This window comes from Sphingobacterium sp. UBA3549, assembly GCF_002376635.1.
Classification (GTDB): domain Bacteria; phylum Bacteroidota; class Bacteroidia; order Sphingobacteriales; family Sphingobacteriaceae; genus Sphingobacterium.
The window spans coordinates 194299-210505 of the sequence record NZ_DFOE01000017.1 but is presented as its reverse complement, the minus strand read 5'-3'; the positions used below and the strand labels follow the sequence as shown (position 1 = coordinate 210505).

At 39.2% G+C, this 16207-nt stretch carries 13 protein-coding genes; 4 read left to right on the top strand and 9 right to left on the bottom strand.

The genetic code is table 11. The annotated features are described in order from the left end of the window. Together B2W36_RS09615 and B2W36_RS09610 are read left to right on the top strand one after the other, a co-directional pair. The gene (locus B2W36_RS09615; protein ID WP_293887602.1) at positions 1-3402 is read left to right on the top strand and encodes a DUF1080 domain-containing protein; all 3402 of its coding nucleotides are present in this window, start codon (positions 1-3) and stop codon (positions 3400-3402) included. Between the two features lie 151 nt (positions 3403-3553). Continuing rightward, entirely contained in the window at positions 3554-4804 is a 1251-nt protein-coding gene (locus B2W36_RS09610) for an ROK family transcriptional regulator (protein ID WP_293881485.1), read from the top strand. Here the strand turns inward: B2W36_RS09610 and B2W36_RS09605 are convergent. The 8 genes from B2W36_RS09605 to B2W36_RS09570 form a co-directional block, all read right to left on the bottom strand. Then, positions 4801-5160, bottom strand: coding sequence for a CoA-binding protein (locus tag B2W36_RS09605; protein ID WP_293881484.1), 360 nt, complete (start codon positions 5158-5160; stop codon positions 4801-4803). The genes B2W36_RS09610 and B2W36_RS09605 overlap by 4 nt on opposite strands. Positions 5161-5202: 42 nt before the next feature. Further along, positions 5203-6393 (bottom strand): serine hydrolase domain-containing protein, encoded by a 1191-nt coding sequence (locus B2W36_RS09600; protein ID WP_293881483.1) that lies wholly within the window; start codon positions 6391-6393, stop codon positions 5203-5205. 377 nt (positions 6394-6770) lie between these two features. Continuing rightward, positions 6771-8399: a pyruvate dehydrogenase complex dihydrolipoamide acetyltransferase gene (locus B2W36_RS09595; RefSeq protein WP_293887601.1), complete on the bottom strand. Its 1629-nt coding sequence runs from the start codon at positions 8397-8399 to the stop codon at positions 6771-6773. A gap of 29 nt (positions 8400-8428) precedes the next feature. Then, on the bottom strand, positions 8429-9424 hold the full coding sequence (pdhA, locus tag B2W36_RS09590) for a pyruvate dehydrogenase (acetyl-transferring) E1 component subunit alpha (RefSeq protein ID WP_209577668.1): 996 nt from the start codon (positions 9422-9424) through the stop codon (positions 8429-8431). Between the two features lie 243 nt (positions 9425-9667). Beyond that, entirely contained in the window at positions 9668-11050 is a 1383-nt protein-coding gene (gene hisS / locus B2W36_RS09585) for a histidine--tRNA ligase (RefSeq protein ID WP_293887600.1), read from the bottom strand. 24 nt (positions 11051-11074) lie between these two features. Continuing rightward, complete coding sequence (gene rnc, locus B2W36_RS09580) at positions 11075-11815, bottom strand: ribonuclease III (protein ID WP_293887599.1); 741 nt, start codon at positions 11813-11815, stop codon at positions 11075-11077. A gap of 84 nt (positions 11816-11899) precedes the next feature. Beyond that, positions 11900-13153 carry a beta-ketoacyl-ACP synthase II gene (gene fabF, locus B2W36_RS09575; RefSeq protein WP_209577662.1) on the bottom strand — a complete coding sequence of 418 codons (1254 nt, stop codon included), beginning with the start codon at positions 13151-13153 and terminating at the stop codon, positions 11900-11902. Positions 13154-13180: 27 nt separating this feature from the next. Further along, complete coding sequence (locus B2W36_RS09570; RefSeq protein WP_028070665.1) at positions 13181-13417, bottom strand: acyl carrier protein; 237 nt, start codon at positions 13415-13417, stop codon at positions 13181-13183. Positions 13418-13734: 317 nt separating this feature from the next. On the opposite strand from B2W36_RS09570, the gene B2W36_RS09565 reads away from it, so the two are divergent. Beyond that, positions 13735-14199: an IPExxxVDY family protein gene (locus tag B2W36_RS09565; RefSeq protein ID WP_209577660.1), complete on the top strand. Its 465-nt coding sequence runs from the start codon at positions 13735-13737 to the stop codon at positions 14197-14199. 134 nt (positions 14200-14333) lie between these two features. Continuing rightward, complete coding sequence (pyk, locus tag B2W36_RS09560; RefSeq protein ID WP_209577658.1) at positions 14334-15761, top strand: pyruvate kinase; 1428 nt, start codon at positions 14334-14336, stop codon at positions 15759-15761. Between the two features lie 43 nt (positions 15762-15804). On the opposite strand, the gene B2W36_RS09555 is transcribed toward pyk, so the two are convergent. Continuing rightward, the gene (locus B2W36_RS09555) at positions 15805-16137 is read right to left on the bottom strand and encodes a hypothetical protein (RefSeq protein ID WP_293887598.1); all 333 of its coding nucleotides are present in this window, start codon (positions 16135-16137) and stop codon (positions 15805-15807) included. Positions 16138-16207: the final 70 nt, after the last annotated feature.

Sequence of the window (16207 nt, the reverse complement as noted above, 5' to 3'; positions counted from 1 at the left end):
ATGAAAAGAATATTCAATTCGCTGACTGTATTGCTTCTTATATCTGGTGCAACCTACGCTCAGCAACCACAAAATAGAACGACTGCAACCAAAATAGCAGACGTATTGGCACAGCAGCCTGCCGAAGAAAAAGAAAAGTTTTTGCTTGCAATGCATGAGCTAGAAGGCTTCTCTGCTGACGATGTTGTCACTTTCCTTAAGAGACTTAAAGCACCAGGTAGCAATAATGCTCCGATAGAATTTGCGGCAAACAGCTATTCGTTCTATGTAAATCAGCCCGGCAAAGAACAACAAAAAAGAGTTTTTGTTGAAGGATTGGCGAAGGCCATATCACAATTGGACGAACCGACAAATCAAGTTTTTGCGTTACGCCTGTTGCGTCAATGTGCCGATAATGCAGCTATACCTGCTGTCGCAAAGTGTTTAACAAATGATTATCTGGCCGACGCGGCAGCAAGAACGCTGGTATCTATCCGTACCCCTGAGTCGACAGCAGCATTAGAAAAGGCTTTGACTTCGTCAACGACAGAGAAAACTGCCACCGCCATTGTTACAGCTCTCGGCGATCTAAAGGATAAAAATGCCGAAAATGCCATTTTAGGACTAATACAAAAATATCCATCGGAGGGTTTCCAACGGACTACATTAATTGCATTAAGCAAAATCGGTGGCACAGCTTCTCAATCGCTATTCGACGAAAAATTGAATGCAGCGGGATACAGCTATGATAAATTGGATGCGGTTGGACTTGGCATTGACTATGCCCAAGCACTGATCGATAACAAGCACGACCAAGATGCGATCAAGTTTCTGAACAAATTTTTCCAGGAATCCCAAAAAGCAAAATCGATCAACGGTCAGATTGCATCGCTCAAATTATTGACAACAATTGACCCCGCGAAACAGCGAAAGAACTTATTGGCTGCAGTAAAGAGCGATAATGGTGCCTACCGGAATATCGCATTGCAATTACTCGGAAAATATGGCAAAGGCAGTGACGCAAAAAGCTTGCTTGCTTTAGCGAGCAAAAGTACACCAGAAGTTCAAGAAAGTGTATTGAACTATTTAGCGCACAATGGTTCTGCAAGCAGCTTAAAGCTAATCCATGGGTTAGTCAATAAGACTGAGTCTCCGGCAACTAAATTGGCTGGATTGAGTGCATTAAATACGCTTTCACAGGGAAAAGAAACCAATACTTTAATCCAAGCTCTTAATACCGACCAACAATTCAACAATTCGGTAAAGGCATTGATCCTCTCATCTAAAGATGCAAATGTCGTTACCGATGTCAACAATGCCCTTGCAAATGTAGACGACGACAAGAAGATTCAATTGCTGGACATTCTGAGTAAACGTTCCAATAATGCGTCATCCAAAGCTGTATTGGCAATAAAAATTACAAATCCTGCTGTAGAGGAAGCGATCAATAAAGCTCTCCCCAATGTAGCGCAGGAAGCAGATTTAGAAGAACTCTTCAATAGATTAAACAATACGACAGACAGTAAATCTGCTGCGCTATTGCAACGTGCCCTAGTTAACGTGATTCGGTCGAGCGCAGATTCAAAAGGATTAACTGAAAAAATCGCCGCTCGCCTATCGAACTCAGCAACGACAAATACCACCAAATATTTCCCTATTTTTGCTGGACTGGGCGACGCACAGTCATTGAAAGCTGTAACTGCATATCTTAACAACACTAACACAAGTCTACGATCAGCAGCAATCGAGTCGTTGGCGACCTGGTCTTCCGCAAACGCTTTACCAGAATTAATAACACTATCCAGAACAGAAAAAGACGATAATCTTTTCAATACAGTATACAGAGGATTGATCAAATCAATCTCTTCTTCTTCAAATACACCTGAACAGAAAACTTTATTGTTGCGAGATGCATTCAGTGTCGCCAAAACAACAGAACAGAAAAGAGCTGCGCTATCGGCATTGCAACCAACAGGAACATATCAGTCTTTCGTTTTCGCAGCTGACTTGATGAACGATGCTCAACTTGCCGGAACAGCAACTAATGTGGCGATGAACATTGCAATGGACAATAAATTCTACGGTAAGAAGGTCAGAGAAGTTTTGGAACAGGTAATCGGTAAATTGTCCGGTAGCGAAAGTGGATATCTCAAAGAAGCTGTTGTTCGTTATCTTGCTGAAATGCCCATCAAAGAAGGCTATGTCGCACTTTTCAACGGAAAGGATCTCACTGGCTGGAAAGGATTGGTCGCCGACCCGATCAAACGCAGTAAGATGAACGAAAAAACTTTAGCGACAGCGCAAGCTAAAGCGGACGATATCATGCGCAAAGGCTGGACAGTAGCCAATGGTCAAATTGTATTCAGCGGAAAAGGTGACAATCTCGCAACCGTAAAACAATATGGTGACTTCGAAATGCTGGTAGACTGGAAATTGGAGAACTATGGGGGAATAGAGGGTGATGCTGGCATTTACCTGAGAGGCACGCCGCAAGTACAAATTTGGGATATCGCCAATACAAGAGTAGGCGCCCAAGTGGGATCTGGCGGATTATATAACAACCAGAAAAATGAAAGCAAACCCCTGAAAGTTGCCGATAATGCTACTGGCCAATGGAATACATTTAAAATCAAGATGGTGGACGATAAAGTCACAGTTTGGTTAAACGGGCAGTTGGTAACCGATAATGTCCCTCTCGAAAACTACTGGGATAGAAACCAATCAATCTTCCCCACTGAACAAATTGAATTACAAGCGCATGGTTCGGTCGTCTATTACAGAGATCTCTTTATCAAGGAATTCCCGAGAAAACAAATCTTTAAGTTGAACGATCAAGAGAAAAAAGAAGGTTTTGAAGTACTCTTTGATGGAACAAACCTCGACAAGTGGACAGAAAACCAAGCTTATGTGATCAATGACGAAGGTTATATCTGGGTATACCCAAATGCAAAATTTGGTGGCAATCTTTATACAAAAGAAGAATACGCTGACTTCATTTTCCGCTTCGACTTCAAATTGACTCCCGGAGCCAACAATGGCGTAGGAATACGAGCACCTTTGGAAGGAGACGCCGCCTATGAAGCCATGGAGATCCAGGTGCTGGATGATGATGCAGATGTCTATAAAGACTTGAAACAGTATCAATATCACGGTTCAATTTATGGCGTTGTTCCTGCTAAAAAAGGCTACTTAAAACCAGTTGGTGAGTGGAACGCTGAAGAAATAATCGTGAAAGGGAATCGCATCAAAGTTACCCTGAATGGTACTGTCATTGTGGATGCAGATATCGCAGAGGCAAGTAAAAACGGTACCCTGGACGGAAAACAACATCCTGGACTTAAGCGTACGTCTGGTCATATCGGATTCTTGGGGCACGGTACTGAAGTATTCTTCAAAGACATTCGGGTAAAAAAACTCAAATAGTATAGATGTATAAGCAGCGGGGGGATAAGGTATCTTATCCCCTTTTTGCTAAATAGCCAACTTACTTACCGATTAAGAAAATAACCAAATGATTCCAAAACTTTTGCTAAATTAAAGCCCTGAGGATTCTATTTCAAAAATATGATGTTTTATGACTAAAGCCGTAAATTTACTGATTAACAAAAAATTGGAGAGTAAACCTGAAAAGAAAAATCTATTCAACAAACTCTCCATTATAAAATTAATAGCCGAATTAGGATCTGTATCGGTAAATGACATTGTTAAAAACCTGTATTTAAGCCTGCCTACAGTGAATAGCTTGATCGCAGAATTACTGGAAGATGATTTCATACGTCAATTTGACAAAGGAGAATCTATTGGTGGGCGCAAACCTAATTTATATAAATTACGGGATGGATTGTTTCAGGTTTTATCGATTGAGCTTCAACGCTTCTCGATTACTATGAGCATCATGGATAATAATCAGCATGTAATTGCAGAAACGATCGAGCTTGAAAATGAATTATCCCGCAATGCAGAAAATCTAGTAACCATTACACAAATTATTGATCAATACCTGATCGACAAATCTGTTGATATCGAAAACTTGACAGGATTGATTATTGGCATGCCTGGATTGATCAATGCAGAAGAAGGTACCAATGAGACATTTTTACACGATGAAAATCAATCTATTTCGGACTATTTCGAGCTTAAATATAAAAAGCCAGTCTTCATTCTGAATGATGTTAAAGGAGCAGCGTACGCTGAATTGAAATTTGGTTTGGCAAAAAACACCAAAAACAGCCTGATTATTTTAATGGATTGGGGAATAGGTTTAGGAATTGTATCAAATGGTGAAGTCTATCTTGGCCGGGATGGCTACTCTGGTGAAGTGGGCCATATGCCTTTTATCGACAACGGTGAACTTTGTTACTGTGGCAAAAGAGGCTGCCTAGAGACTGTTGCTTCGGGCATCGCGTTGGTTAACAATGCCAAGCAGGAAATCCAAAAAGGAGAACTGACTAAATTAAATGAATTACTAGCAGAAGATTTACAACATTTAACACCAACTCATATTATTGAAGCTGCAAATAAAGGGGATCAATTTGCAATCAATCAGATTTCCAAACTGGGCACAAATCTTGGAAAAGCATTCGCATCACTGATACAATTGCTCAATCCGGAATTAATCGTGTTAGGTGGAAAAATTGCAAAAGCAAATGAATTGATCACTATTCCGATACAACAGGCTATTAATTCGTATACTATGGCAATATTGAAAGAACACTGTGAAATAAAAGTTTCCAGCTTGAATCTGGACAGTAATACTGTGGGTCTTACAAACTATTTTATCACAAAGTACTTATCGGTTGAACTACTTCGGAAATCCAAAGTCTAAAATTGTCCTGTACTCAATAAAACCAGGGTACAGGCTCTTTCAGTTTTAATACCGTGCTCCATTGCGAGCTGCTCTAATTCAGGATTCTCTGCGCCTGGATTGAATATAATCCGTCTCGGTTTCGTTGCCAAAATATAGTCATAATATTCTTTCTGATTATGTTCACCGACGTACATCGTCACAGTATCAATATCGGGGTAGACCTCGCCTTTCTTTTCAATAGAAACTCCAGCTGCTTCACCACCACTCAGACCAATATTAACAATATCATGTCCATACCTATGCAGCATATTTGCGGCTTTATTCGAATAACGAGAAGGGTTGCTACTAGCACCCAAAATCAATGTCTTTTTCATTTTTATATTCGTTTATATCACCTATTGATCGCCCCGGGAAACTTACTCATCAATGATAAAATCACCGTGACTACTATAGGCATTTTTACGCAATATGGGCATTCCCAATATTTTATATAGCTCGTCCAATTTAACCAAACTTCCATTAGTCATATTAGAAAGCAGAACAATAACAATATTTCTTTTTAAATCTCTTACGTAAATATGTCTAAAACCGTGCCACCAACCTGTATGGTAGACAATATGTTCATTGCCATGCTCAAACGTACGCCAGCCATAACCATAGCTAAAAATCCCTTTTTTCGCATCGGGATATCCTCTGTATGCCGAATCTAATGTGGACTGTTTTAACAACCTTCCATCCCTCAAAGCGAGGTCAAAGCGATAAAGATCACGAACGGTACTATAGATCCCCTTGTCACCGAGTGGTCCATCCTGAAAATTTTGTACAACGGATCTCCTCCATATCTTATCGTGTCCAATAACATTGGTAGGAATCTTATCATATACAGCCTTTGAAAGTGCAGCCGTATTTGTCATCCCTGCAACATTGAACACACTATCTTTCATATAAGTAGCGTAGTCTTGCTTTGAAACCTTCTCTATAATAGCTCCTAAGACCATAAAGTTCGAGTTATTATAAAAAAAACGTCCCCCTGGTGCCCCATAGCGATTAGGCTTAAACTCGGTCAGCATTTTCATTACATCCTGATTAGTCATCCCCTTCTTACGATCAGGCCAGTGTTTTTCTGAAAAGTAGACGTAATTAGGTAATCCCGAACGATGAGTCAATAACATTTTTATGGTAATGCCTGGATATGGAAAATCAGGATAGAAGTCATTGATCGTTTGATCGAGGCGCAACTTTCCAGCCTCCACCAACTTTAAAGTCCCCACGGCTGTAAGCGGTTTAGAAACGGAAGCCAACTCAAATTTGTCGTCAATTTTTAGGCTATCCCGTTTTAGGTAATTAGCCCAGCCAAATGTATTTTGATATAAAATTTTTCCATCTTTGGCAATAAGAACATTTCCGTTGAATGCAGCTTTTGAATGAAGATTCTTCATAAAAGCATCGATTTTCAGATCTGCATTATTGGGATTATAAACCAGTCTTGTACTATCTACTTTTGCCTGCTCTATTGCTGCTTCCTTCTGCTTTTTCTCTTTTGAGCTACAGGCAACTGTAGATGCCAACAAAAGAGCGACCATTCCCTTTAAAAAAAATAATTTCACTATATTATGTCTCCCGGATTTTTGTATTATTTGTATTGCATATCAATAAATATCACCTATTTCTCTTCTATTAAATGATATAAAATTATCAAAGTTCGTAATCGAAGAACAAGCGTATTGATAATAATGCTAAAATGAAGATTTTAGTATAAAAAAACGAATTTTTTCTTCACTATATTGTTATTCATCGTTTATGTTACCTAGTCTACTTACTACGGTCTTCCTTTTAAAAACATTCAAGCCTATTTAGGTGCAACATCTTGATGGTCTTCCCAACATAAAATGGCCAGCCTTTCACTTCCGAGAGCTTAAACTAATTAAAAAAACAAAAAAAGCCACTTTATTGCTAAAGTGGCTTTCATTCCTTTGTTAAAGGACTATGCTAACAATCTTACTGGATTTTCAACCAAAGATTTTAATGTCTGTAAAAATGCAGCTCCAGTTGCGCCATCTACCACACGGTGATCACAGCCCAATGTTACTTTCATTACATTACCCGGAACTACTGCGCCATTTTTAACAACAGGAACAGCCTGAATTGCTCCAACAGAAAGGATTGCCCCATCTGGAGAGTTTATGATGGATGTAAATTCGTCAATTCCGAACATCCCTAGGTTGGAAACAGTAAATGTAGATCCTTCCCAATCAGCAGGTTGTAATTTTTTAGCTTTCGCTTTTTGAGCGAAGTCTTTTACTTCTGCAGAGATATGAGACAATGATTTGCCATCTGCGAACCGTACAACAGGAACTAATAAACCATCCTCAACAGCCATTGCCACGCCAATGTTGGTATGCTCATTGAAACGTATTTTATCGCCTTGCCATGAAGAGTTTACAGCAGGATGTTTTTTCAATGCAACAGCGACAGCTTTTACAACGATGTCATTGAAAGAAACTTTCACTGGAGCAACTTCATTGATTTGAGCTCGAGCAGCCATAGCATTATCCATGTCTATAGATACTGTCAAATAGAAGTGCGGTGCGGTAAACAATGACTCAGCCAAACGACGCGCAATAGTTTTACGCATTTGGTTAACTGGTTTTTCCGTGTAACGTTCTTCCCCAACATACGTAGGTAAAGTAATCGCTTTTGCTTCTGCAGGGGCAGCTGCGGATTTAGTCTCTACAGGTTGTGCAGCAGAAGGAACGAATGACTCAACGTCTTTCTTCACAATACGGCCACCATCTGCAGACCCCTTAATATCACTTAAGTTGATCCCTTTTTCTTGCGCAATTTTACGTGCTAAAGGTGAAGCTTTCACCCGAGAATCGTCGTTGCTAACAGCCGGTGCCGCAGGAGATGATGCAGTTGAAGTAGCATCAGCTTTAGGAGCTTCAGTCGACTCGGCCTTTGGCGCATCAGATTTTTGATTCAACAAAGGAGTAATGTCAGTTCCAGCAGGACCAACGATTGCTATAATGTCATTAACCTTTGCAGCTTCTCCAGCTTCAAGACCTACATATAACAAGGTACCGTCAGCATAGGCAGTAACTTCCATCGTAGCTTTATCCGTTTCTACATCTGCAATGGCATCGTCAGATTTGATCGTATCACCAACTTTGAAGTTCCATTGCGCAATAACACCTTCTTTCATGGTATCACTCAACAACGGCATTGTGATTACGGTACATCCTAATTCCTCAGGAGTTACTGTGCTTGCCGAAGATTCTGGAGCAGAAACTTCTTCTTCTTTTTTGTCTTCAGTTTTTTCTGGTGCTTTCTCAGCTTCAGGAGCATCTCCGCTCAACAGCGCTTGAAAATCCTCTCCTGGTTCTCCCAAAACTGCAATAACAGCGTCAATAGCTACTGCTTCGCCTTCTTTAGGACCAATATATAAAAGAGTTCCTTCTTGGTAAGACTCAAAGTCCATAGTAGCTTTGTCCGTTTCGATCTCTGCTACTAAATCGCCAGAATTCACTTTATCACCAACTTTTTTGTGCCATTTCGCGATAACCCCTTCGGTCATTGTATCGCTCATTTTCGGCATTCTTACTACTTCAGCCATTCTTTGTTATATTATCAAGTTAAAGAGTATTAATCTAAAATAAATGGATAGTCTTGTTGTACATAGACATCTTTGTACAACTCATCTACAGTTGGATAAGGAGATTCCTCTGCAAATTTAACCGATTCCTCAACTACTTTTTTCACATCAGCTTCTACTTCAGCAAACCAAGCGTCATCAGCATAGTTGTTTTCTAAGATAGCATGTTTAGTCGACAACAATGGATCACGGTCTTTATAAGCTTCCAGTTCTTCTTTAGTACGATACTTCGCTGGATCAGACATCGAGTGTCCTTTGTAGCGATAAGTACGAATTTCCAAGAATGTAGGTCCTTCGCCCGCACGAGCACGTTGAACAGCCTCATCCATCGCGTTATGTACAGCAACAACATCCATTCCATCTACTGGAGCTGAAGGCATATCAAAGCCCAAGCCCATCTTGTAAATATCCTGCATATTAGTTGTACGTTGTACAGACGTACCCATAGCATAACCATTGTTTTCACAAACAAAAATAACAGGCAATTTCCACAACATCGCCATGTTAAGTGTTTCGTTGAATGCACCTTGACGTACAGCTCCGTCGCCCATATAACAGATGTTCACATTATCTGTACCAAGATATTTCTCAGCAAATGCAATACCAGCACCTAAAGGAATCTGACCACCAACAATACCATGGCCACCCATGAATTTATGCTCTTTGGAGAAGAAGTGCATGGAGCCTCCTTTACCTTTGGAACAACCTGTGATCTTTCCATATAATTCAGCCATACAAGCATTGGCAGAAACGCCTTTAGCCAAAGCGTGGGCGTGATCACGATAAGCAGTGATTAAAGAATCTTCAGGTTTAATAACCGACATCGTTCCAGCGACAACTGCTTCTTGTCCTATGTACAAGTGACAGAAACCACGAATCTTTTGCTGTCCGTAAAGTTGACCTGCTTTTTCTTCAAACTTACGCATAAGTAACATCGACTTATACCACTCCAAATATGTCTCTTTTGTTATAGGTGTTGAACTCATTTCAAAGTTTTGATTTTCTTACTATTCTAGACTACAAATCTAATAATTTTGGACGAATTTCCTTGTCCAAAAATCAATTTTATTTCTACTTTAAGACACTTCTAAGACATTTGATTTAAAGTATAAAGCATTTGATTACAAATAAATGAACGGCACAACCAAATAAATCAAAAACTTATGAAAATAAAAAAGCCAAACGACTTAATAATCATTTGGCTTAATCTATTTTACACAAACTGCTCGTTATCGAAGTTTTTGGATCAGCTCACTTTCAGTAAGCTTTATTTGCTCACCACTTTCCATGTCTTTTAAAGACAATTGCCCCGAAGCAGCCTCTTCTTCCCCTACCAATAACACATAGGGAATTCCTTTACCATCCGCATATCCCATTTGCTTTTTCAATTTTACAGGGGTAGCATAAAGTTCCGAAGCAATATTTTCTTGACGAAGTTTGTTCAGTAAGCGAAGTGTATACACTTCGAGTTGCTTATCAAAATTAATAATAAGAAGTTTTGTGGTTTCTGCTTTACCGGTTGGAAAAAGATTCAATTCTTCGAGTACATCATAAATTCGGTCAGCACCAAAAGAAACCCCGACTCCGGTCAACCCCTTCAGTCCAAACATCCCTGTGAGATCATCATAACGACCGCCACCACCGATGCTTCCCATAGCAACCTCATTGGTCTTGACCTCAAAAATACAACCCGTGTAATAATTTAGACCACGAGCCAATGTAATGTCCAGATCTATGATTTGATTAAGCAATTTTTCTTCAGCACCTAATTTGCCGACATAATCAAATACTTCTTCAATTTCCGCAATACCGATTAAACCGACAGCAGAAGTTGCTAAAATCGTTTTTAAGGAAGACAGTTTCTCTTCATTCGAGCCTTCCAATAAAATGATAGGTTTTAAAATAGCAAGATCCGCCTCTGTAAAGCCTCTCTCAAGCAATTCTTTGTTGACTCCATCCAAGCCGATTTTATCCAATTTGTCGATCGCTACAGTCATATCGACAATCAACTCCGGCTTTCCGATAATTTCGGCAATACCTGATAGAATTTTCCGGTTGTTGATTTTAATAGTAAAGTCTTTCAGTCCAAAACGCTCGAAGGCCTCTTGATAAATCAGAATGAACTCTGCTTCATTCAATAAACTTTCAGATCCAACCACATCCACATCACATTGATAAAACTCACGATATCTTCCGCGCTGTGGACGATCAGCACGCCATACGGGTTGTACTTGAAAACGCTTAAATGGTAAAGCAATATCATTCTGGTGCATTACGACGTAACGTGCAAAAGGCACAGTAAGGTCATATCTTAGCGCTTTCTCTGAAATATGTGGAATGAGTTTATTGGAATTTTTATCTTGAAGCAGGCTGTCTGGCGCTTTTGCCATGTAATCACCCGAATTAAGAATCTTAAAGATCAGCTTATCACCCTCATCGCCATATTTACCGGTAAGTGTGGTTAAATTTTCAAATGAAGGGGTCTGTATTTCACTATAGCCATATTTTCTGAACACCGTTTTCAGTGTATCGAAAATATAGTTGCGTTTGATCATTTCGGAAGGCGAAAAATCACGCGTTCCTTTTGCCAAAGAAGGTTTTACTACTGCCATATTTGGCAAAGTTAATAAAATCCTTTATTCTACTTCTAGAATTTTAAGGAATTCACAGGCTTTCTCCGCAGCTGATTTCTCTGCAGATTTTTTATTGAAATCGCGACCTAGTCCGCATACGACACCATCAACGACGGCTTCAATACTAAACATTTTAGAAGATTCACCCTGCGGATTGTCTGTTTGCTGAAATACGATTTCTTTGCCCGTATGCTGACACCATTCAATCAACCTACTTTTAAAGTTTGTTTCGGTCTGTTCCAATAGAAGAATATCAACATGCGGCTTGATGATTCTATTTAGCAGGAAGCTTTTGGTAAAAACATAGCCTTTATCGAGATATACGGCTCCTATTAATGCTTCGAAAGCATCGCCTAGTAACGACCCTTGTTTATTCGGAAAACTGATCATTCGTGCATCGAACTGAATCAGTTCATTAAATCCTAGTTTTCGGGACAGCTGATTCAGATTTGCTCTACTGACAATCTTCGAGCGCATTTCGGTCAAGAAACCTTCATCTTTATAAGGATATTTCTTAAATAACAATTCGGCGACAACCGAACCCAAAACAGCATCACCTAAGAATTCCAAACGTTCGTTGCTATTCTTTGCGCCCTCTTTAATTGTAATAGCCACAGACTTATGTCTGAAAGCCATTTTGTACAAGTGTACATTTCCGGGAACAAATCCAAGCAGGTTTTTTAGTTTTCTAACGTATTCCCGCTCCGGCGAAATATATAATTTATATATCCTAGCAAAAGGCATCTCTTCTAAAAATAAGGCGACAAGTCCTAATTAAAGAACCTGTCGCTAGCTCATATTATCAAACCATGTTTGAAGGATCAAACATTAAGCTTTATATTTTTTCACAATAACGGTAGCATTATGCCCTCCGAAACCAAATGTGTTACTCAATGCTGCGTTAACAGTTCGTTTTTGCGCTTTATTGAATGTAAAGTTCAATTTATTATCAATTTCTGGATCATCCGTAAAGTGATTGATTGTCGGTGGGACAATATCATTTTGGACAGCAAGAATAGAAGCAATAGTTTCTATCGCTCCTGCAGCTCCCAAAAGGTGCCCAGTCATTGATTTAGTTGAACTGATATTCAGTTTATATGCGTGTTCACCGAACAAGTCGACAATAGCCTTAGTTTCACTAATATCTCCAACAGGAGTAGATGTTCCGTGAACATTGATATAATCAATATCTGAAAAATCCATCTCTGCATCGTTGACTGCCATTGTCATGGCTAGTTTAGCACCCAAACCTTCAGGATGCGAGGCCGTGATATGATGTGCATCAGCACTCATCCCACCACCAGCAATCTCTGCATAGATTTTTGCTCCACGTGCCAAAGCGTGCTCTAAACTTTCTAAAATCAAAGCACCTGAACCTTCACCAGAAACAAATCCATCTCTATCCTTATCAAAAGGGCGCGAGGCTGTTTTTGGATCGTCATTCCGAGTTGACAAAGCGTGCATTGCATTAAATCCACCAATTCCAGCTTCATTAACTGTTGCCTCGGATCCACCCGTAACAATCACATCAGCTTTCCCCATACGAATATAGTTGAAAGCATCGATCATTGCATTGGTAGCTGACGCACAAGCCGACACTGCAGAAAAGTTAGGTCCACGAAGACCATGACGCATAGAAATATGTCCTGGAGCAATATCAACGAGCATCTTAGGAATGAAGAAAGGATTGAAACGCGGGGTTCCATCTCCTTTTGCAAAATTTGCAACTTCTTCAGTAAAGGTTGTTAAGCCCCCAATTCCTGAACCCCAAATTACTCCGATACGGTTTGTATCTAATTTTTCAAAATCTAAGCCAGCATCTTTAATTGCCTCATCCGTTGACGCAATTGCATACTGTACAAAAGGATCGACTTTACGAGCTTCCTTACGATCCATAAAATCATGTGGATCAAACCCCTTTACCTCACACGCAAACTGAGTTTTGAATTTTGACGCATCAAAATGCGTAATAGGAGCAGCCCCGCTTACACCATTTATTAAAGCCTCCCAGTAAGCTGAGACGGTATTACCAATTGGTGTAAGGGCGCCTAATCCTGTTACTACTACTCTTTTAAGCTCCATTTATTACGATTAGCCTAATTAAATTAGTTAGTTAACGTTTTTTTCTAAATAAGCGATTGCTTGACCAACAGTACCAATAGTCTCTGCTTGATCATCAGGAATAGCAACGTTGAATTCTTTTTCAAACTCCATGATCAACTCAACAGTGTCAAGTGAATCAGCACCTAAATCATTAGTGAATGAAGCTTCTGGTGTTACTTCGTTTTCGTCAACACCTAATTTTTCAACGATAATTGCTTTTACTCTTGAAGCGATATCTGACATGATTTTATAGTTTAATTGTTTAATAAATCTGTGCAAAGAAAAATAAATTTCATCAAAATTCAAACCTAAATTGATATTTAGATGAAAGTCACCATGTTAGGCGACCGAACTAATTCGCGTATTATACTAGCTAACCCACTCTATATTAACTTAGTTCAAGTATAACAAAAAATATTTTGTATTCCAAACACTCAGCTAATTAACTCAAATTTTACACAAAAAGTATATTCCAACCTTAAAATTATTAGTACCTTCGTTATAAAAGGGAGATAAATTTAAGCATTAAAGTGGTCAATAAGTTAGTAACAAGATTAGATATGGACATGGAAGAAGAGTTGGATTTCACCCTACTCGCCATCACCTGCCCGTTGAAAGATTACCGACTCTGTCACTTCATCAACAAGGAGACTAACCTGAATTTTTCCAGAGGCAAGGAGAGCAAATATGATCATGACGGACGACAAAAAAATAAATCCGAAGAGGAGCTAGAATATCATATTGTCTTTGACCCAAAGAAAAAAATCAACTACCACTTCACTGCTTTTCATTATCTTATACCCGACGCTGACACAGAATATTTCCTAATCAACAATAAGAGCATCGAAGGAACTTATTTAATTCCTGAAAACCCGCACTTTGATTTTTTTATCATTATCAAAAACTTCATCTGCGAAGAAGATGTAGCGCATATGATCAAAAGGATCAGCAAATTACCCGAAGTCGTCATCGCAAAAGAAATATCACCAAAAATATTGAAATCTAAAGAAAATCTCATATTTTAGCAAACTGTAGGTTAGTGTAGCAAATACACTCCCGTTTAGATCTAAATTAATTCGATTTAGTTTTGACAAAACACAACAACATAGCTCGCTATCTGTTGTGATTAATGAAGAACATTTAAAATACAAAATAACAGATGGAAAAAGTTCAAAAAAGGACTAAAATTGTCGCAACATTAGGCCCTGCTTCGGCAGACAAACAAGTTTTGACCAACATGATTGCTAAAGGGGTTGATGTGTGTCGGTTGAATTTCTCTCATGGCAGCCAGGCAGATCACCTTAAGGTAATCGAAACTATAAATGCAATAAATAATGAAACAGGATTCAATGTTGCCATCTTAGCCGATTTACAAGGTCCGAAAATTCGGATCGGAAAAATGAAAGAAGGTGGAGCTGTTCTGGTTAACGGTTCAAAAGTTGAAATCACCACACACGAACTTATCGGAGACGAAAACAGAATTTACATTACATACGAAAACTTTCCAAACGATGTTGAAGCCAACGAAATCATTTTACTTGACGACGGAAAACTTCAACTTCGTGTTTTAGAGACCAACCATAAAGATACAGTTACTTGTGAAGTCGTACACGGTGGTGTCCTTACTTCGCGTAAAGGTGTTAATTTACCAAATACCAAAGTATCTATTCCTTCATTGACAGAAGAAGATTTAGATAACCTGAACTTTGCTTTGGACCATGGTGCAGACTGGATAGCCATGTCATTCGTACGCTCAGCAGAAGATATTGCCCAATGTAAAAAGATCATCGCAGCAAAAGGAAGTCATGCGCGCATAATCGCAAAAATTGAAAAGCCTGAAGCGATCGAAAATATTGACGCAATTATCGAAGCAACAGATGCTGTTATGGTTGCTCGCGGAGATCTAGGTGTCGAACTTCCCATGGAAGAAGTACCAGGACTTCAAAAGATCATTGTACAAAAATGTAGAGATCTTTCTAAACCAGTAATCATTGCAACGCAAATGTTGGAAAGCATGATCACTACACCTCGTCCTACACGTGCAGAAGTAAATGACGTAGCCAACTCTGTATTGGATGGGGCTGACGCCGTTATGTTAAGTGGAGAAACTTCTGTAGGTGAATTCCCTGAAATTGTGATCGAAACAATGAGCAAAATCATTATTCACGTGGAACAAACTTCTTATCCTTATTATAATGAGAAAGTTAGTGAAATCCACGATGGTACACTTATTCCTGATGCTATCTGTGCTTCCTCAGTCTATCTTGCTCAAAAAACAAATGCTTCCGCAATTGCTGTATTGACATCTTCAGGCGCAACAGCATTTGAAATTACCAGTTATAGACCAAATGTTGATATTTTAGTTTTTACAGGAACTCAAAAACTGCTAAAACAGCTCAGCTTACTTTGGGGCGTAAAAACTTTTATTTATGACAAGTTCGAAAGCACCGACGGATCTATCCATGATGTTAACAAATTTATTGTAAAAAATAACTACGTTCAGCCCGGAGCAATCATTATTAATACCGCTTCAACTCCGTTGATCGAAAAAGGTAAAACAAATACAATACGTGTTTCCCAGTTGTAGAAGGTAAACATATAGACAAAAAAATAGCGTTCTATTTGGAACGCTATTTTTTTTGTCTGTTTTTATATAAGGAATCTATCTTTAATTTAAAGCCCTCCATCTTCAGTGAATCGCTTATTCGTTTGAGCGGAAGATCAGCAGCTTGTCCATCTGCTTTAGGCATCTTTTCCGTCCCGGGCATCGGAGCTAGACTATCCATACGCCTTAACTTTTTAACGGGCATGTGATACTTCTCATCTGAGGAGTCTAATTTTAGAATAGGCATTTTCGATTTCTTTTCCTCCAGTAGAGGAACCTGCGGTTTCACCTTAGCTTCTTGCCCCAGAGCAACGGGGCCGATAGAAGCCAATACCAATGATAATACGTAATTTTTCATCTCTATATCCTTTTTTTTAGAGTCCCAAAGCTCATGTGGGATCAGCATATGCTTTATCCATGCTTATTGA

Bases quoted from the DNA above. Each gene is read 5' to 3' on its own strand.
- B2W36_RS09555 (WP_293887598.1), bottom strand. From the start codon at position 16,137: ATGAAAAATTACGTATTATCATTGGTATTGGCTTCTATCGGCCCCGTT.
- hisS (WP_293887600.1), bottom strand. From the start codon at position 11,050: ATGGCAGTAGTAAAACCTTCTTTGGCAAAAGGAACGCGTGATTTTTCG.
- B2W36_RS09605 (WP_293881484.1), bottom strand. From the start codon at position 5,160: ATGAAAAAGACATTGATTTTGGGTGCTAGTAGCAACCCTTCTCGTTAT.
- B2W36_RS09610 (WP_293881485.1), top strand. From the start codon at position 3,554: ATGACTAAAGCCGTAAATTTACTGATTAACAAAAAATTGGAGAGTAAA.
- pdhA (WP_209577668.1), bottom strand. From the start codon at position 9,424: ATGAGTTCAACACCTATAACAAAAGAGACATATTTGGAGTGGTATAAG.
- B2W36_RS09595 (WP_293887601.1), bottom strand. From the start codon at position 8,399: ATGGCTGAAGTAGTAAGAATGCCGAAAATGAGCGATACAATGACCGAA.
- B2W36_RS09615 (WP_293887602.1), top strand. From the start codon at position 1: ATGAAAAGAATATTCAATTCGCTGACTGTATTGCTTCTTATATCTGGT.
- B2W36_RS09570 (WP_028070665.1), bottom strand. From the start codon at position 13,417: ATGTCAGATATCGCTTCAAGAGTAAAAGCAATTATCGTTGAAAAATTA.
- rnc (WP_293887599.1), bottom strand. From the start codon at position 11,815: ATGCCTTTTGCTAGGATATATAAATTATATATTTCGCCGGAGCGGGAA.
- pyk (WP_209577658.1), top strand. From the start codon at position 14,334: ATGGAAAAAGTTCAAAAAAGGACTAAAATTGTCGCAACATTAGGCCCT.
- B2W36_RS09565 (WP_209577660.1), top strand. From the start codon at position 13,735: ATGGACATGGAAGAAGAGTTGGATTTCACCCTACTCGCCATCACCTGC.
- fabF (WP_209577662.1), bottom strand. From the start codon at position 13,153: ATGGAGCTTAAAAGAGTAGTAGTAACAGGATTAGGCGCCCTTACACCA.